The 17,791-nt window shown below is 75.3% G+C and carries 15 protein-coding genes; 5 read left to right on the forward strand and 10 right to left on the reverse strand.

The window, feature by feature from the left end; translation table 11 throughout:
- Positions 1-720 carry a demethylmenaquinone methyltransferase gene (locus AC1Q5D_RS07030; protein ID WP_481737864.1) on the reverse strand — a complete coding sequence of 240 codons (720 nt, stop codon included), beginning with the start codon at positions 718-720 and terminating at the stop codon, positions 1-3.
- A 148-nt stretch (positions 721-868) separates the two neighbouring features.
- Here AC1Q5D_RS07030 and AC1Q5D_RS07035 point away from each other — a divergent pair, with 148 nt between their 5' ends.
- From AC1Q5D_RS07035 to AC1Q5D_RS07050, 4 genes are all read left to right on the forward strand, one after another.
- Positions 869-2,221: an isochorismate synthase gene (locus AC1Q5D_RS07035; RefSeq protein ID WP_481737865.1), complete on the forward strand. Its 1,353-nt coding sequence runs from the start codon at positions 869-871 to the stop codon at positions 2,219-2,221.
- A 167-nt stretch (positions 2,222-2,388) separates the two neighbouring features.
- Complete coding sequence (locus AC1Q5D_RS07040; protein ID WP_481737866.1) at positions 2,389-3,189, forward strand: basic amino acid ABC transporter substrate-binding protein; 801 nt, start codon at positions 2,389-2,391, stop codon at positions 3,187-3,189.
- Positions 3,190-3,259: 70 nt separating this feature from the next.
- Positions 3,260-4,045, forward strand: coding sequence for an amino acid ABC transporter permease (locus tag AC1Q5D_RS07045; RefSeq protein WP_481737867.1), 786 nt, complete (start codon positions 3,260-3,262; stop codon positions 4,043-4,045).
- On the forward strand, positions 4,042-4,800 hold the full coding sequence (locus tag AC1Q5D_RS07050; RefSeq protein ID WP_481737868.1) for an amino acid ABC transporter ATP-binding protein: 759 nt from the start codon (positions 4,042-4,044) through the stop codon (positions 4,798-4,800). The genes AC1Q5D_RS07045 and AC1Q5D_RS07050 overlap by 4 nt, the downstream gene beginning before the upstream one ends.
- Positions 4,801-4,876: 76 nt before the next feature.
- Here AC1Q5D_RS07050 and menD read toward each other — a convergent pair whose 3' ends face one another.
- The 3 genes from menD to AC1Q5D_RS07065 all read right to left on the reverse strand — a co-directional run bounded on the left by menD (position 4,877) and on the right by AC1Q5D_RS07065 (position 9,983).
- On the reverse strand, positions 4,877-6,694 hold the full coding sequence (menD, locus tag AC1Q5D_RS07055; RefSeq protein ID WP_481737869.1) for a 2-succinyl-5-enolpyruvyl-6-hydroxy-3-cyclohexene-1-carboxylic-acid synthase: 1,818 nt from the start codon (positions 6,692-6,694) through the stop codon (positions 4,877-4,879).
- 98 nt (positions 6,695-6,792) lie between these two features.
- Positions 6,793-8,883 carry a PhoX family protein gene (locus tag AC1Q5D_RS07060; RefSeq protein ID WP_481737870.1) on the reverse strand — a complete coding sequence of 697 codons (2,091 nt, stop codon included), beginning with the start codon at positions 8,881-8,883 and terminating at the stop codon, positions 6,793-6,795.
- 92 nt (positions 8,884-8,975) lie between these two features.
- Positions 8,976-9,983, reverse strand: a complete 1,008-nt coding sequence (locus AC1Q5D_RS07065; RefSeq protein ID WP_481737871.1) for an o-succinylbenzoate synthase — start codon at positions 9,981-9,983, stop codon at positions 8,976-8,978.
- A 92-nt stretch (positions 9,984-10,075) separates the two neighbouring features.
- On the opposite strand from AC1Q5D_RS07065, the gene AC1Q5D_RS07070 reads away from it, so the two are divergent.
- A complete protein-coding gene (locus AC1Q5D_RS07070) occupies positions 10,076-11,410 on the forward strand; it encodes a phosphatase PAP2 family protein (protein ID WP_481737872.1) in 1,335 nt (444 codons plus the stop codon).
- Here AC1Q5D_RS07070 and AC1Q5D_RS07075 read toward each other — a convergent pair.
- The 6 genes from AC1Q5D_RS07075 to AC1Q5D_RS07100 all read right to left on the reverse strand — a co-directional run bounded on the left by AC1Q5D_RS07075 (position 11,371) and on the right by AC1Q5D_RS07100 (position 17,674).
- Positions 11,371-12,609, reverse strand: coding sequence for an MFS transporter (locus AC1Q5D_RS07075; protein ID WP_481737873.1), 1,239 nt, complete (start codon positions 12,607-12,609; stop codon positions 11,371-11,373). The two genes, AC1Q5D_RS07070 and AC1Q5D_RS07075, sit on opposite strands and share 40 nt — an antisense overlap.
- Positions 12,610-12,619: 10 nt before the next feature.
- On the reverse strand, positions 12,620-13,483 hold the full coding sequence (locus AC1Q5D_RS07080; protein ID WP_481737874.1) for an MBL fold metallo-hydrolase: 864 nt from the start codon (positions 13,481-13,483) through the stop codon (positions 12,620-12,622).
- Positions 13,484-13,573: 90 nt separating this feature from the next.
- The gene (locus AC1Q5D_RS07085; RefSeq protein ID WP_481737875.1) at positions 13,574-13,768 is read right to left on the reverse strand and encodes a hypothetical protein; all 195 of its coding nucleotides are present in this window, start codon (positions 13,766-13,768) and stop codon (positions 13,574-13,576) included.
- Positions 13,769-13,854: 86 nt separating this feature from the next.
- Positions 13,855-15,375: a dihydrolipoamide acetyltransferase family protein gene (locus AC1Q5D_RS07090; protein ID WP_481737876.1), complete on the reverse strand. Its 1,521-nt coding sequence runs from the start codon at positions 15,373-15,375 to the stop codon at positions 13,855-13,857.
- 2 nt (positions 15,376-15,377) lie between these two features.
- A complete protein-coding gene (locus tag AC1Q5D_RS07095; protein ID WP_481737877.1) occupies positions 15,378-16,505 on the reverse strand; it encodes an alpha-ketoacid dehydrogenase subunit beta in 1,128 nt (375 codons plus the stop codon).
- Positions 16,502-17,674 (reverse strand): thiamine pyrophosphate-dependent dehydrogenase E1 component subunit alpha, encoded by a 1,173-nt coding sequence (locus AC1Q5D_RS07100; protein ID WP_481737878.1) that lies wholly within the window; start codon positions 17,672-17,674, stop codon positions 16,502-16,504. The genes AC1Q5D_RS07095 and AC1Q5D_RS07100 overlap by 4 nt, the downstream gene beginning before the upstream one ends.
- Positions 17,675-17,791: the final 117 nt, after the last annotated feature.

A 17,791-nucleotide genomic window follows, 5' to 3' on the forward strand; every position in this document is an offset into this window, starting at 1 on the left:
CTACCGTCCCCCGCCGTCGGGGGCCGCGGCGGGCTTCACGGCGCGGTGGACGGCCACGATGCCGCCGGTGAGGTTGCGGTACCGGCAGTCGGCCCAGCCCGCGCCGGCGATCCAGGCGGCGAGGCCGTCCTGGTTCGGCCACGCGCGGATGGACTCGGCCAGGTAGACGTACGCCTCCGGGTTGGAGGCGGCCTTGCGCGCGATGGCCGGCAGCGCGCGCATCAGGTACTCGGTGTAGACGGTGCGCCAGGGCGCGAAGACCGGGTGGGAGAACTCGGCGACGACCAGGCGCCCGCCGGGCTTGACCACCCGCAGCATCTCCCGCAGCGCCCGGCGCGGGTCCTCGACGTTGCGCAGGCCGAAGCTGATGGTCGCCGCGTCGAAGCTGTCGTCCGCGAACGGCAGGTTCATGGCGTCCCCGGCGACGAAGTCCATGTCGGGGCGGCGGCGCTTGCCCACCTGCAGCATGCCCAGGGAGAAGTCGCAGGCGACGACCTGGACGCCCCGGTCCGCGTAGGGCTCGGCCGACGTTCCCGTCCCGGCGGCCAGGTCGAGGACCCGCTGGCCCGGGACGGCCCCCACGGCGTCCACGACGATGCGGCGCCACCGGCGGGTCTGGCCCAGCGAGAGGATGTCGTTGACGAGGTCGTAGCGGGGCGCCACGTCGTCGAACATGGCCTGGACTTCTTCGGGGCGCTTCTGCAGCGATGCACGGCTCACCCGGCCATTGTCGCAAACCCGGCGGCGGGGGCGTAACGCGGCGCCCGTCCGGGCCGCCGGCGCGCCCCGCCCGCGCGGCTCCACGGCCCCGCGCGCGCCCCTCCGGCGGGCCGGGGCGGCCGCGGCGCACGGGTACCCTAGGGGGACCATGAGCTTCGAAGTCCCGGGCACGGCCCTGCCCACCGCCCCGGCGGCCGCGCCCGCCGGACCCGGCGTCCCGACCCTGCGCTCCGTGACCGTGCCGGGGCCCGCGCTGCCGGAGTTCGGCCTGCTGGAGTACCTGGTCCGCGACGAGGCCCTCGTGTGGGGCCGGCGGGGCGACGGCATGGTGGCGTTCGGCGAGGCCGCCCGCTTCGCGTCGTCGGGCCCGGACCGGTTCGCCGCGGCACGGCGCTGGTGGGAGGCGGCGGGGCGCGCCGCCGTCGTCCGCGACGCCGTGGGCCTGCCGGGGACCGGCCCCGTCGCGTTCGCGTCCTTCGCGTTCTCGCGCACCAGCGCCCACGCCTCGCGCATGGTGGTCCCGGAGGTCCTGGTCGCCCGCCGCGGCGGGGGCACGTGGCTGACCTACACGACCGCGGACCCGGACGCGGACGTCGACGAGGCGGCCGCCCAGCGCCGGCTGGCCGCCTGGCTCGAGGAGCCCTCCGCCGAGCGGGAGGCCGGGGCGCGCAGCCGGATCGTGCCCGGCGGCGTGACTCCGGACGCCTACCGCGCCGCCGTGGCGCGGGGCGTCGCGGCGATCGCGGAGGGCCGGCTGACGAAGCTCGTCCTGGCCCGGGACGCCGTCGCGGAGCTGTCCTCCCCGATCGCGACCGCGCAGGTGCTGCGCGAGCTCGCGGTCCGCTACGCCGACTGCTGGACCTACTCGGTGGACGGGCTGATCGGGTCGACGCCGGAGATGCTCGTCAAGGTCGAGGGCGACACGGCCAGCGCGCGCGTGCTCGCCGGGACCCTGGACCGGGTCGGGGCGCCGGCCGGGGACCCTGACTACGCGCGCCGCCTGCTGGTCGGCAGCGAGAAGCAGCGCCACGAGCACCAGCTGGCGATCGACTCGCTGACGCGCCAGCTCGGCCCGCTGGCGACCGGACTGGAGGCGCCCGACGAGCCGTTCGTGCTGCAATTGCCGAACGTGTGGCACCTGGCGACCGACGTGCGGGCCCGGCTGGCCGTGGACGCCGACGGCGCCCGCCCGTCGGCCCTGGACCTGGCGGAGGCCCTCCACCCCACGGCCGCGGTCTGCGGCACCCCCACGGGCGCGGCCGCGGAGCTGATCCGCGAGCTCGAGGGCCTGGACCGGGGGCCGTACGCGGGCCCGGTGGGCTGGGTCGACGCGGCCGGGAACGGGGAGTTCGGCATCGCGCTGCGCGGCGGGATGGTCGAGTCGCCCACGCGCGTGCGCCTCTACGCGGGCTGCGGCATCGTCGCGGCCTCCGATCCCGAGGCCGAGCTGGCGGAGACCGAGGCGAAGCTGCGCCCGATGCGCGAGGCCCTCAACGCCTGAGCGCTACCTCCGGGTAAGCTGTCTCGTCGGCCAGACTCGAATCGCCCCGGACGCTGGTTACCCACGGGATACTCCTGTAGCCTGTGATGCACATCTCAATTCCGGTGGCGACGGCATAGACTGGCGTCGCCCACTGGCACCGTTGCCCACACCCTGAAGGAATCCACATGCGGATCATCCCCACGCTCGGCAAGGCCGTGGCCCTCGCGGCCGCTGCCGGTCTCACCCTGACCGCCTGCGGCGGAGGCGACGGCGATGCCGGCGCCGCCGGCGACGACACCGGCCTGCAGCTCGTCCAGGAGGGCACGCTGACCGTGTGCTCGGACATCCCCTACCCGCCGTTCGAGTTCGAGCGCGGTGGCGAGTACACCGGCTTCGACATCGACCTGATCCGGGAGGTCGCCACGTCGATGGACCTGGAGCTGGCCGTCCAGGACGTGGGCTTCGACGGCCTGCAGTCCGGCGTGACCCTGGCGGCCGGCCAGTGCGACCTCGGCGTCAGCGCCATCACGATCACGCCCGAGCGCGAGAAGAACCTGGCGTTCACGGACCCCTACTACGACTCGCTGCAGTCGCTGCTGGTCCCGACCGACTCGGACGTCGCCTCGATCGAGGACCTCGATGGCGCCACCGTCGGCGTCCAGGACGGCACCACCGGCGAGTCCTACACGCAGGAGAACGCGCCGGAGGGCGCGGAGGTGCGCGCCTTCCCGTCCGACGCCGAGATGTACCAGGCGATCCAGGCCGGCCAGGTCGACGCCCTGCTGCAGGACCTCCCCGTGAACCTCGGCCACACCGAGGACGGCAAGTTCAAGATCGTCGAGGAGTACCCGACCGACGAGCAGTACGGCTTCGCCGCCAAGAAGGAGGGCTCCGAGGAGCTCGTGACGGCCGTCAACGAGGCGCTGGCCGAGCTGCGCGAGAACGGGAAGTACCAGGAGATCTACGACAAGTACTTCACCAAGTAGCCCCTGCCGAGACGCCCGCCCCGGCCCGAGCGGCCGGGGCGGAGCGCCGCCCCGAGCCGGAAGGCCCCCTGTGAAACCCACCACCCGTCGCCGCGTCTTCCGCGGCACGCTCTACGCGGTGTTCGCCGTCGCCGTCGTCGCCGTCGTCCTGGCCGCCGACTGGAAGGCGATCCAAACCAACTTCCTCAACCCCGAGGTCTTCGGCGCCGCGTTCCCCGAGATCATCGTCACGGCCGCGAAGAACACCATCGTCTACACCCTCATCGCGTTCACGGGCGGCCTGCTCCTGGGCCTGGTCCTGGCGCTGATGAAGCTCTCCCCCGTCCCGCCCTACCGTTGGGTCGCCACGGCGTACATCGAGCTCTTCCGCGGGCTGCCCGCGCTGCTGGTCATCTTCGGCTTCGCGTTCGCCGTGCCGATCGCGTTCAACTGGCGCCCGCCCGGAGGCAGCGCCGGCGCCGGCCTGATCGCCCTGATCATCGTCTCGGCCGCCTACATGGCGGAGACCATCCGCGCAGGCATCGAGGCCGTCCCGGCCGGCCAGCGCGAGGCCGCGCGCTCCCTGGGCATGAACCCGACCTGGACCATGGTCTCGGTCGTGCTGCCGCAGGCGTTCCGCATCGTGACCCCGCCGCTGACCAACGAGCTCGTGATCCTGATCAAGGACACGTCGCTGCTGTTCATCGCCGGCATGGCGCTCGCGGACCGCGAACTGACCACCTTCGCCCGCGACGGCGTCTCCGAGTTCGCCAACGCCACCCCGCTGGTCGCCGCCGCGCTCATGTACCTGATCATCACGCTCCCGCTGACCCAGCTCGTCGCGCACATGGAGCGCCGCACCAAGAAGGGACGGTGAGCGGCGTGGCCGAGAAGAACCCCGGGAAGCCCGCGATCGAGGTCCGCGACCTGTACAAGAGCTTCGGCGCCAACGAGGTCCTCAAGGGCGTGGACTTCCACGTCAACCAGGGCGAGGTCGTCTGCGTGATCGGACCGTCCGGCTCCGGCAAGTCCACGCTGCTGCGCTGCGTGAACCGGCTCGAGGAGCCCAGCCGCGGGACGATCCTCGTGGAGGGCATCGACATCACCGACCCGGACACCGACCTGGACAAGGTCCGCACCCGGATCGGCATGGTGTTCCAGCAGTTCAACCTGTTCCCGCACCTGTCCGTCGTGCAGAACCTGACCCTGGCCCAGCGCCGGGCCAAGAAGCGCGGCAAGGCGGAGGCCGAGCGCGTGGCCCGCGCGAACCTGGAGAAGGTCGGCATGTCGCACAAGGCGGACGCCCACCCCACCCAGCTCTCCGGCGGGCAGCAGCAGCGCGTCGCGATCGCGCGGGCGCTGTCCATGGATCCGGACATGATGCTCTTCGACGAGCCGACGTCCGCCCTGGACCCCGAGCTGGTCGGCGACGTGCTCGAGGTCATGCGCCAACTCGCCGCGGAGGGGATGACGATGATGGTCGTCACCCACGAGATGGGCTTCGCCCGGGAGGTCGGCGACCGGCTGGTCTTCATGGACGGCGGCGTCGTCGTCGAGGAGGGCGACCCGCGCGAGATCCTCGCCAACCCCCAGCACGAGCGCACGCAGGCCTTCCTCTCGAAGGTCCTGTAGCGGGGTCCTGCCACTCCCCTGCGCAGCGGTGCCCCGGGCCGATCCGATCGGCCCGGGGCACCGCTGCGTCGGCCGGCTACTCGGCGGCGACCGCCTGCGGGACGTGGGGCGCCACCGCGGCGGCGACGGCGTCCGCAATCCGCCGGTGCACGGCCCGGACGTCGGTGCGGTCGATCGCGGCGTCGATGATGCGGCGCCCGGCGGGCGGGGCGGCCAGCAGCTCCGCGAGGCGCGCCGCGTCGTCGACGCGGACGTAGCCGATGCCGTGGGCGGCGGCCAGCGCGCGCAGGTCGACGGAGTGCGGGGCCCCGAAGAGCCGCTCCACGGCGCCGCCGTACCGGCCCCGCTCGGCGACCTCGCCGTGCTCGAGCGTGGAGAAGATCGCGCCGCCGGCGTCGTTGGCGACGACGATGTCGAGCGCGGGCTCCTCCTCGGCGTCGGGGTGGAGCAGCCCGCCCGCGTCGTGCAGCAGGGTCAGGTCCCCGACCAGCAGGGTCGTCCGCTCCCCCAGGCCCAGCGCGATGCCGGCCGCGGTCGCGACGGTGCCGTCGATCCCGGCCAGGCCGCGGTTCGCGAAGACGCGCCGCCCGCCCGCGCCGGGCGCCGCGGCCAGGTCGGCGTCGCGGATGGGGTTGGAGGACCCGAGCACGAGCGGGCCGCGCGCGTGCTCCCAGACCCGGCGGGCCACGTGCAGCCCGGAGACGCTGCGGTCCGCGAGGCCGTCCCGGATGGCCTCCATGGCCGCATCGCCGGCCGCCCGCCACGCGTCCAGCCAGCCCGGCGCCCCGTGCCCGGCGAAGCGGGCCAGGTCCTCGGGCTCCTCGATGATGCGCTCGTGGCGGCGCCCCGGCTCGAACCAGGGGGCCGGCTCCGGGGCGTACAGGGCCGACGGCGGGCCGTCCGGGCTCAGGAGCCCGGCGATGGGCCGGGAGAGCGTGGGCCGGCCGAAGACGACCACGCGCTCGATCAGGTCCCGGAAGGGGCCGACCAGCAGCCGGTAGGGGCCGATCGCGTGGGGCCCGAAGCGGGCGTTGGAGCTCGGCTCGGCCAGCAGCGGCAGCCCGTGCGCGCGGGCGAAGCGCTCCGCGGAGGGGCCGGCGTCGTGTCCGGCGACGACGACCGTGCGCCGGGCCGGGAGCTCCGGCAGCGGGCGCGTGTCGCTGCCGGGGGCCCCGCCGTCGTCCCCGGGCGCGGGACCGTCGGCCGGCCGCGCGGGGCCGGCGTCGCCGGCCGCCCACCAGTCGGCGCCCGCGTCGATCCCGTCCGAGGGGCCGGGCACCAGCGGGTCCCGGAAGGCGAGGTTCACGTGCACGGGCCCCGGCGGGGTCGCGTGGACGGTCACCCCGGAGGGGGCCGGCAGCCCGTGCGGCGGGTGGTGCGCCTCCTCGCGCGCCCCGTCGCTGGCGGTGATCCCGTCCGCGGCCAGCAGCGCCCGGCGCACGTCCGGCTCCGGGTCCTGGCCCGCGGGGATGTCGACGGCGTGGCGCACGTGCACGCCGAACAGCCCCGCCTGCAGCGTGGTCTGGTTGGCGCCGGTCCCGCGCAGCTCCGCCGGGCGGTCCGCCGAGAGGACCACGAGCGGCACGCCCGCGTGGTTGGCCTCCATGACGGCCGGCAGCAGCTCTCCGACGGCCGTGCCGGACGTGGTCGCGACGGCGACGGGGCGGCCCGTGGCCAGGGACAGGCCGACGGCGGTGAACCCGGCGTCGCGCTCGTCGACGCGCACGTGCAGGCGCAGGCGCCCGGCCGCCTCCGCCTCGGCCGCCGCGTAGGCGAGGGGCGCGCTGCGGGACCCGGGGCTGATGACGAGGTGCTCGAGCCCGCCGTCGACGAGCGTGCGCAGCGTGGTCCGGGCGGTGTGCAGGGCCGTCAGGGGCGGTGTGGGCTCGGTCATGGCTCCATCCTAGGCGGGAAGGCGGAACGGCCCCGTGGCCTCCGCCACACCGGGTGCATCCGGTGTGGCGGCGCCACGGGGCCGTGGGACGCGCTGCGCTACCGGGAGCCGCGCGCCTGGCCGACGCCCTTGTTGCCGCGGGTGCTGAACACCTGCACGACCGACGGGCGGGGGCCGTAGAAGCGGTTCGCCCCGGCCTGGCTGCGGCTCGAGAGGTAGTCGGGGAAGAACGACGTCGGCTCGCTCCACGTGCCGCCCTCGCCCGGGTGCTGCACGGCGACGAACACGGAGTCGTCGCGGTCGTGGATCAGCGGGCCGCACGTCTCGGCGCCGACCGGCACGGCCAGGAACTGCTCGACGCGGCCGCGCTCGGCGCCGGTGAGCGTGACCTTGTGCAGGGCGTCGCTGTAGCCGATCTTGCCCGGCGCGCCGTCGGTGGAGATCCACAGGTTGCCCCGGGAGTCGAAGGCGAGGTTGTCGGGGCAGGAGATCGGCGAGACCTTCTCCGCCGGGTAGCCGGCGAAGTAGGCGGACTCGGACTTGGCCGGGTCGCCGGCCACCAGCAGGATGTTCCAGTTGAACGCGGTCGCGGCCGCGTCGTTGACCGCCTCGGTGAGCTCGATGACGTGGCCGTCGCGGTTGCCGGTGCGGGGGTTGGCCTCGTCGACGCCGGGGTACGAGCCGACGCCGCGGTTGGAGTTGTTCGTCAGGGCGATGTAGAGCTTGCCGGTGGCGGGGTTCGGCTCGACGTCCTCGGGGCGGTCCATCTTCGTGGCGCCGGCCTTGTCGGCGGCGAGGCGGGTGTGCACCAGGACCTCCGCCACGGACATGCCGGCGACCTGGGACTGCCCGTCCCGGACCAGCGGCAGCCACCGGCCGGAGCCGTCGAACGCGCCGTCCGAGGGCAGCTGCCCGGAGCCGTCGAACTCCTCGGCCGGGGAGTCGCCCGTGAACTGCGCGACGAACAGGTCGCCGCTGGAGAGCAGCGTCTTGTTGTGGGCGGTGTCGCCCTCGCGGTAGCGCTCGGAGGAGACGAACTTGTAGACGTAGTCGAAGCGCTCGTCGTCGCCCATGTACGCCACGGCGCGGCCGTCGGCCGAGAGGGTGACGTTGGCGCCCTCGTGCTTGAAGCGGCCCAGGGCGGTGTGCTTGACCGGGGTGGAGGTCGGGTCCTGCGGGTCGATCTCGACGATCCAGCCGAAGCGGTTGGCCTCGTTCTCGTAGCCGGCGTTCTGCGCGCTGAAGCGCGGGTCGACGTGCTCCCAGCCGCGCCCGCTCGGCGAGGTGCCGATGCCGTAGCGGGCCTCCTCGGGGGTGCCGCGGCCCTGGAAGTACTGGTTGAAGTTCTCCTCGCCGGAGACGACGGTGCCCCACGGGGTGGTGCCGCCGGCGCAGTTGTTCAGCGTGCCGAGGACGCGGCGTCCGGACGGGTCGGCCGTGGTCTTCAGCAGGTCGGAGCCGGCCGCCGGCCCGTCGACCGCGAACTCGGTCGTGCCGGTGATGCGGCGGTTGCGCTGCCCGGCCTGGACGTACTCCCACTTGCCGCCGGCCTTGGCGCGCCTGACCTCGACGACGGAGAACCCGTGGGCGGCGATCGCCGTGCGGCGGGCCTCGTCGAGGTTGGCCTCGAACCACTCGGGATCGAACATCATGTCCTCGTTCGTGTACTCGTGGTTGGCCACGAGCACGCCGGTGCGGCCGTTGCCACCGTCGGCGAGGATGTTGAGGTAGTCGCAGTTGTAGCCGAACTGCCGGGACTGGGCGGCCGCGGACTGGCGCTCCGCGTCGAACGCCGGGGCGTCGGCGAAGACCGGGTCGCCCCAGCGGATGATCGTGTCCCAGTCGTAGCCCTCCGGGACGGTGACGTCGTCGACCGTGCGCGGGACCGGCTTGATGGCCCCGAACGGCAGCTTGCCGCCGCCCTGGCCGAACCCGCCGTTGTCGGCAACGGCGGCGGGCGCCTGGCCCAGGTCGGCCCCGATGACGACGGCGGCCGCCGCGGCCCCGGAGAAGCCGAGCAGGGCGCGGCGGGACAGGGCCGCGTCGGCGATGTCGCGGAAGTAGTTGTTGGTGGACGTGTTGCACACGTCCTTCGCGCAGGCGTTGCCGCACTTGAAGTGGCAGGTCGCGGCGGAACGGTTGCCGCGGGTGTGCCCGAACATCGGGAGCAGCTTGAGAGCCGGGGCCATGGTGGCGGGTCCCTTCGTGTGGTTGATTCATGGGTGCTTCACACCGTTTCAGCGGAGGGCGACCGGACGGCCACGCGCAGGTGAACCGGGGGTTATGCGCGGGCCACCAGCAGCCGGTGGCAGCGGGCGATCCGTGACCGCCACCACTGGACGCGCTCCGCGGGCGCCGCGTGGGCGCGGAGCAGGCCGGGGTCCGCGGCGACCGTGCGCAGGTCCAGGGCGCCCGCGCGCGCGGTGTAGGGCTCGGCGGCGACGTCCGCGGCGAACAGGGCCACGGTTCCGAGCCCGCACGCGTGCTCGAGCCGGGGCAGCGCCGCGGCCAGGGCCGCGCCGGTCCGCGTGCCCACCGAGGTGTCCAGCGCGGAGCTGACGACGGCGGGGAGCCCCGCCTCCGCGACGATCCGCAGGGCCCGGCGCACCCCGCCCAGGGGCGGGGCCTTGACGACGATGAGGTCGGCGGCCCCGGCGCGGGCGACGGCGAGCGGGTCGTCCTCCTTGCGCACGGACTCGTCGGCGGCAATCGGCACGGGCAGGCCGCGGCGGGCCAGCTCGGCGCGCAGCCGGCCCAGCCCGTCGATGCCGGGCACGGGCTGCTCCGCGTACTGGAGGCGGAATCCGGCCAGGGCCTCGAGGGCGGCGAGGGCCGCCTCGTGCCCCCAGCCGGCGTTCGCGTCGACCCGCAGCGCCGCGTCCGGCAGCAGCCGCCGCACCTCGGCGACCCGGGCGACGTCGTCGGACAGGTCCTGGCCCGCCTCGGCGACCTTGACCTTGACGGTGTGGGCCGCGTCGAACCCGGCCAGGACGTCGGCGACGCGGTCCGGGCCGACGGCGGGGACGGTCGCGTTGACGGGCACCGAGTCCCGGACCGGGGCCGGGTGGCCCTCCCAGCCGGCCTCGAGCGCGCAACGCAGCCAGGCCGACGCCTCGGCGTCGCCGTACTCGGTGAACGGCGAGAACTCGGCCCAGCCCGCGGGGCCGTCCAGCAGCGCGGCCTCGCGCACGGTCACGCCGCGGAAGCGCACGCGCAGCGGCAGGGCGACGACGTGGGTGCGCGCCAGCACGTCGTCCAGGTCCGGAAGGGGGGTCTCGGTCGCGTCCACGCCTCCCAACCTACGCCGCCGTGGCGGGCCCCACGGCCGCGGGTGGCGTGCGCCCCAGCGATTCCACAGCAACCTGTGGGACCCTCGACGGGATGGACACGAGCAACCGCACCCCCGCGCGCGCGGAGCAGAACCCGGACCGGACCCAGGCCATGCCCCGGGCGGACGCCCCGACCGCCTCGTTCCCCCACCGGGCCGCCCCGGCACGGAAGCCGGCCGTGCCCCGGCGCCAGGCGCCCGCGCCGGCGGGCGCGGCCGAACGGGACGCGGCCCCCGAGACGCGCCCCGTGGGCCTCGCGGGCGCCCCGACCGAGGCCCTCCGCTCCCCCGCCCCCGCGGCCGAAACCGCGCGGCCCGGGGAGCCGCGGACCCGCCCCGTCGGGTCCGCGCACCCGCAGACCGAGCGGATCGAGGCGTCGCGCCCCCTGGAGCCGGCGCCGGCGGCCGTGCCCGCGGTCGAGCCCTACGACGGCCCGCTGGACGACGCCCGGCGGGACGCCTCGGCACCGCCCCGTCCGGCCCGGACGCCGCGCACCCGCCGGCTGAACCCGCTGGGCTGGCTTGCCGGACTGGCCGCCAGCGCCGCCGGATTCGCGGCCCTGTACTGGGCGTTCATCGCCACGCACGCCGGGCAGGTCCTCGACGAGCGCGCGCTGCGCGGCGCGGACCAGTACCTCGGGGGCGACGCCACGCGCCTTCCGGCCGTCTCCTTCCTCGGCGAAATGCCGGCGGTGGCGGCGCTCGTCTGCGCCGTCGCGCTGGTCGCGGCCGGCCTCATCCGCCGCTCCTGGCTCGCCCCGGCCGTCGCCGCCGCGGGGTTCGGCGCCGCCGTCGCCACCACCCAGGTCCTCAAGAACCTCGTCCTGGACCGCCCCGACCACGGCGTGTCCGAGGCCGCCCTGAACTCCTTCCCCTCCGGCCACACCACGTTTGCCGCGTCCGCGGCGTTCGCCGTCCTGCTGGTGGCGGCGCCGCGGTGGCGCCCCCTCGTCGGCGCCCTGGGCGGGTGGTTCGCCGCCGTCGCCGGCGGGGCGACGCTCGCGCTGGGCTGGCACCGCCCGGCGGACGTGGCCGGTGCCTTCCTGGTCTCCGCGTTCTGGGCCCTGCTCTCGGGCTGGGTCGTCGTCGGCCTCCAGCCCCACTGGAACGGCTGGGACGGACCGGACGGACGCGTCGGCTCCGCGCGGCTCTGGGAGCGGCTCCTCTGGGGCCCGGGCCTGCTCGGGCTGGCGGGCGCCGCCGTCGTCGCCCTGACCGGCGCGGGCTACGCGGCCGTCACCGGCGCGGACGGCCTCTTCTGGCACCTGGTGTTCGGCCTGCTGCTCATCGCGGGCTCCGCGACGCTCGTGTTCGGCTGGACCACGCGCCAGCTGTCCCGGGCCGCCCGCTACCGCGACGCGGGCGAGCCGCTGCGCGGGATCCAGTAGGCGAAGCCCGCCGCCCCGAGGAACGCCACCGCCGCCACGGCCCACGTGCCGACGGCCAGCGAGGCGGCCGCCGTCGCCGCGGACAGCAGCACCGGGCCGGCCATGGTCCCCGCGTCGGACTGCAGCCGCCACAGGCCCAGGAACGCGGCCCGGCCCGAGTCCGGGGAGTGGTCCGCCCCGAGCGTCATGACGATCCCGGCCCCGATCCCGTTCCCGAACCCGAGGAGCATGGACGCGGCCACCAGCGCCGGCACGCCGGGAGCCCAGGGCATCAGCGCCAGCGCCAGCCCCATGGTGGCCATGCACGGCACGGCGACCCACGCCCGGCCCCGCGTGTCCATCAGCTTGCCCGCCGGGTAGAAGACGAGCATGTCGACGGCGCCGGCCAGCCCGTACACCAGCGACGCCGCGGACGGGTCGAGCCCGAGCTGCTCGCACCACAGCGGGATGACGGCCTGCCGCGCCGCCCGGACGGCGGAGAGCAGGACGACGGCGGTGCCCAGGGTCGCGAAGACGCCCCGGTGGGCGCGGGCCATCCCGCGGAACCCCGCCCGCGGCGCCGGCGCCGCGGGGCCGGCCGGGGACTCCGCGGGACCGGGCCGCGCCGCGGTGCCGGCCGGTGCCGCCAGGTCCGGGATCCGCAGGCAGACCGCGGCCGCCGCCAGCAGCGCCGCGAGTCCCGTCCAGTAGGCCCCGGAGAGGCCCCAGAGGGCCATCGCGCCCGCCGCGGCGAACGGCCCCGCGAACGTGCCGACCCGGATGCTGCCGCCGAGCCCGGACATGGCGCGCGCCCGGTAGGCCAGGGGCACGGCCACGGTGAGGTAGCTCTGCCGGGCCAGGTTGAACACCGATCCGGCCATGCCCACCATGAGCACGCCGAGCGAGAACAGCGCCAGCGCCGCGCCGCCGGCGGCGGGAGCGGCCAGCGCGGCCACCATGCCGGCTGCCGCCCACGCGGCGGCGGCCACCATCGCCGCCCGCTCCCCGTAGCGGTCCGTGAGCACGGCGGCGGGCAGGTTCGCCAGGAGCCCGCCGACCCCGACCAGCGTCACGACGAGCGCGGCCAGGGCCAGGCTCGCCCCGAGGTCGCGGGCCGTCAGCGGGATGACGGGCAGGATGGCCCCCACGCCCACGGCGTAGAGGACGGACGGCGCGTAGATGCGGAAGACGCTGCGCCGCAGCGGATGCGCTCCGGCCACGGCGCGCCGCCTAGGCGGCCGCCCCCTCCTCCGCCTTGAGCCGGTTCAGCAGGTGCCGGGACTGGACGGGCCCGTACGGCAGGACGGGGACGGCCTTCGTGTAGTCGTCCGCGTGCTCGTGGATCGCGCCCGTGCAGGTGCGGACCGCCAGGGAGAGCTGGTGGAACTGGGAGCGCACGAAGTCCTGGTCCACGGGCCGGCCGTGGCCCGGGACGATGACGGTGTAGAGGTCGTCGATCGCGATGAGCTTGCCGAGGACCTTCAGCCACTCGCGCGGGTAGGAGTCCTCGAAGGACGGCGGGGCGCCCTGCTCGACGAGGTCCCCGGCGAACAGGACCGACCCGGCGGAGACGAGCAGGTCCCCGTCCGTGTGGCCGCGGCCCAGGTGGAAGAGGGTGACGGTGTGCCCGCCGAGGTCCAGGTCGACCGGGTGGGTCTCCACCCGGTGGTCCGGCACCACGATGTCCGTGTGCTCGCCCTGGCCGGCGGCCATCTCCGGCTCGGTGCGGGCGACCAGGGCGCGCTGGTCCTCGCCCCGCGTGGCGATGGCCTCCGCGGTGCGGTGGTGGGCCCAGACGGCGTCCGCGCCCTGGGCGCGGAAGTAGGCGTTGCCGAAGAAGTGGTCCCCGTGGGCGTGCGTGTTCACGAGCGACAGCGGCAGGTCAGTGACGGCGCGGATGGCCTCGTAGGTGGGCGCCGCCTCCCGGGGGCCGGCGCCGGGGTCGATGACCAGGGCACGCTCCTCCCCCACGACCAGGCCGGTGTTCATGTCCCAGCCGGCGTTGACGAGCACCCAGCTGCGCTCGCCGATGTACTCCCAGCCGGCCGCCTCGGCCCGCTCCCGCAACTCGTCGCTCGGCATGTTCGTGCTCATGGGTCCCCTTGGTGTCTCCGACGTTCTCCCGGACACACCAAACTACAGGCCGGGCGGGCCGGGGACCCACTCGGCGACGGCACGTGGACGCTATTCGACGCGGACCTCGCCGTACGGCACGCGGTCGTCCACGAAGGCCTGGTCGTAGTGGGTGCCGAGCCCGCGGATGTGGACCCCGTGCTCCCCGTCCGCGGCCGATTCCAGGAAGATCGGGCGCAGGGCCGCCGCGAGGTGCGGGTCCAGCGTCTTGAGGTAGTCCTCGTAGGAGGCGGGAAGGATTTCCATGGCCCAAGGGTAGGCCCGGGCCGCCGCAAACGATAGGGGCCGGCCGGGGACGGGGGGCACGCGCCCGCCGCCCCCGGCCGGGGCCCCTAGAGGTCGGCCAGGACGCCGCCGGGGTTCTCGATGCAGTCGGCGACGTAGCGCAGGAAGCCGCCGGCGGTCCCGCCGTCGCACACCCGGTGGTCGAACGCCAGGGTCAGCTGGACGACCTTGCGCACCTCGAGCCGGCCGTCGACCACCCACGGCTTGTCCACGATGCGGCCCAGCCCCAGGATGGCGGCCTCCGGGTGGTTGATGATCGCCGCGGAGCCGTCGACGCCGAAGACGCCGTAGTTGTTGACCGTGAACGTGCCGCTGCCCAGTTCCCGCGGCGTGGCCTTGCCCGCGCGGGCGACCTCCGTGAGCCGGCGCAGTTCGGCGTCGAGCCCCCGGGCGCTCAGCGTGTCCGCCCGGTGGATGGACGGGACGACGAGCCCGCGGTCCGTCTGCGCCGCGAAGCCGAGGTTCACGCCGTCGAAGGAGACGATCCGCTGCCCGCCGGCGCCGTCGCCCTCGATGCGGGTGTTCAGCTCCGGGTACCGGGCGAGGCCGGCGAGCGCGAAGCGCGACACGAACGCGAGCACGCCCGGGACGGCGGCGTCGCCGCGGGCCTTCATCGCGGCGCGCAGCTCCAGCAGCGGGGTGGCGTCCACGTCCACCCACACGGTGGCCTCCGGGATCTCCGTGCGCGAGCGGGCCATCGCCGCGGCGACCACCTTGCGCACTCCCGTGACCGGGGCGACGGCGGCCACGCCCAGACCGGTGCGGGCGTCCTGCCCGCCGGCCTCCGGGGCGGCGGTTCCGGGGCCCGGGCCAGCGGCCGCCTGGGCCGCGGCGGCTGCGCCCGCGGGGGCCGCGGCCCCCTCGGCGGCGGCGAGCACGTCGGCGCGCAGCACGAGCCCGTCCGGGCCGGAGCCGCGCAGCGCGGACACGTCGACGCCGCGCTCGCGAGCGAGCTTGCGCACGAGCGGGTTCACGACCAGCGGCGCGCGCTGGTCGTCCGGGGCCCCGGCGGGGGCCTCGCCGGCCCCGGCGGGCGCGGCGGCGCGCTTCGGCCGGCGCGTCCGGCCGCGGGCCGCCCCGCCCGGGGTGCCGTAGCCGATGAGGACGTTGCCGGATCCGGACTCGGCCCCCTGGGCGGCCGCGGCGGACTCCCCCGCCGCGGTGGGCCGCGCCTCGGCGGCGGCCTCGGGCCTGGTGCCGGCGCGCTCCTCCTCGCGGTAGGGCTGCGCCCCGCCGACGGCGCCGCCCCGGGGCGCCCCCGCCTCCGCGACGCCGTCCGGGGCTTCCGCCCCTGCGGCCTCCGGGGCCGGGGCGCCGCCGTCGTCGTCGCCCTCGGCGACCGACAGCAGCGGCTTGCCGACGTCGATCGTGTCCCCGGGCGCGCCGTGCAGCTCGCGCACGGTGCCGGCGAACGGGCTGGGCACCTCGACGAGGGACTTGGCGGTCTCCACCTCGGCGATCGGCTGGTCGATGGCCACGGTGTCGCCCACCTTGACCATCCAGGCCACGATTTCGGCCTCGGTCAGGCCCTCCCCCAGGTCGGGGAGCAGGAACGTGCGCACGGCCATGGTCAGTCCTCCCACTGCAGGTCGTCGACGGCGTCGAGGATGCGGTCGACGCTCGGCAGGAAGTGGTGCTCCAGCTTGGGGGCCGGGTACGGCACGTCGAAGCCGGTCACGCGCAGCACGGGCGCGGCGAGCGAGTGGAAGCAGCGCTCCTGCACCCGCGCGGCGATCTCGCTGGCGACGGAGGCGAAGCCCGGCGCCTCCGCGACGACGACGGCGCGGCCGGTCTTGCGGACGGACTCGGCGACGGTGGCGTCGTCGAACGGCACGATGGTGCGCACGTCGACGACCTCCAGCGACCGGCCCTCCTGCGCGGCGGCCGCCGCGGCGGCGAGCGCGGTCGGCACGGACGGGCCGTAGGCGATCAGGGTGGCGTCGGTGCCGGTGCGGGCGACGGCGGCGCCCCCGGCGTCCAGGGCCGCGGGCGCGCCCCCGTCCCGGTCGGACTCGTACTGCTGGCGCAGCGCGGCCAGGTCCACCTGGTCCTTGGAGAAGTAGAGCTTCTTCGGCTCCAGGAACACGATCGGGTCGTCCGAATCGATCGCCGCGCGGAGCAGCGTGTACGCGTCCGCGACGGTGGCGGGCGTGACGACCTTCAGCCCCGGGGTGTGGGCGTAGTACGCCTCCGAGGAGTCGCAGTGGTGCTCGACGCCGCCGATGCCGCCGGCGTACGGGATGCGGATGACCAGCGGCATGCCGAGGGCGCCGCGGGTCCGGTTGCGCATCTTCGCGATGTGGGAGGCGATCTGCTCGAACGCCGGGTAGGCGAACGCGTCGAACTGCATCTCGATGACCGGGCGCATCCCGTTGATCGCCATGCCCACGGCCATGCCGGCGATGCCGGACTCGGCGAGCGGCGTGTCGAAGCAGCGCTCGGTCCCGAAGCGGGCCGTGAGCCCGTCCGTGATGCGGAAGACGCCGCCGAGCGTCCCCACGTCCTCGCCGAAGACGGCGACGGCGGGATCCGCTTCGAGCGCGTCCGCCAGCGCGGCGTTGAGCGCCTTGGCGAACGTGACGGGGGCGGCGGCCGCCTGCTCCCGGCGGACGCCGGCGCCCCCGGCGCGGGTGGTCGCCTCGCGGGCGGCCTCGACGGCGATCTTCAGCGGACCGGTGTCCGGGCTCGCGGTGCTCACTGGGCCTCCTCGCGGGACAGTTCCTCCGCGAGCTTCGCGGCCTGCTCGGCCAGCTGCGGGGTGGGGGTCGTGTAGACGTGGCGGAACAGCTCCCCCGGGTCGGGGGTGGTGTCCGCGTTGAGGCCCTCGCGCAGGGCGGCGGCGATGCGCTCGGCGTCCGCGTCGATCCGCGCCTGGGTCGCGTCGTCGAGCAGGCCGCGGCCGGTCAGGTAGGCGCGCATCCGCTTCACGGGGTCCTTGGCCAGCCACTCCTGGACCTCGGCGTCCTCGCGGTAGCGGGTCGCGTCGTCGGCGTTGGTGTGCGCCTGGATGCGGTACGTCTGGGCCTCGACGAGCAACGGTCCGGATCCCTCGCGGGCCAGCCGGATGCCGCGCTCGAGCACGGCCAGCAGGGCCACCAGGTCGTTGCCGTCCACGCGCTCGCCGGCCATCCCGTAGCCCACGGCCTTGTGGGCCAGCGACGGGGCGACGCTCTGGTGCGCGAGCGGCACGGAGATCGCGTACTGGTTGTTCTGGACGAAGAAGACCACGGGCAGCTTGAAGACGGCCGCGAAGTTCAGCGCCTCGTGGAAGTCCCCCTCGCTGGTGGCGCCGTCGCCGCACATGGCCAGGACGACGGTGTCCTCGCCGCGCAGGCGGGCCGCGTGGGCGACGCCGACGGCGTGGAGCAGCTGCGTGGTCAGGGGCGTGCACTGGATCCCCACGCGGTGTTCGCTCGGGTCGTAGCCGCCGTGCCAGTCGCCGCGGAAGATGGTCATGGCCTCGACGGGGTCCACGCCCTTCGACATGACGGCGACGGCGTCGCGGTACGTGGGGAACATCCAGTCGTCCCCGCCCAGGCAGGCGGCGGCGGCGACCTGGCAGGCCTCCTGGCCGTGGCTGGACGGGTAGACCGCCATCCGGCCCTGGCGCACGAGCGCGGAGTTCTGGTCGTTGATGCGCCGGCCGGCGACGAGCTGGGCGTACGCGCGCAGCAGGTCCGCGTCGTCGGGCAGCGGGTACTCGTGGCCGGGCTCGGTGCCCTGCTCGCCGGGCGGCAGCAGGTTGCCCTCCGGGTCCACCATCCGGATCAGGTGGCGGGCCGGAAGCATGTAGTCCTCGGGGGTGATCCCGAAGCGCCGGGCGACGTCGTCGAGCGCCGTCGTCCCCTCCTGTGGCGGGTGGCCCATGGCCTCTCCCTTCCGGTGGCTGTGACTCACGCCACGACACATGGCGTTTTGGTGGCTCAAGTCTCTCCAAGGAGACGGATCGTATCCAGTCGTGCGGAAAACTCTGGAAGATTGCGT

This window comes from Arthrobacter paludis (assembly GCF_056782315.1).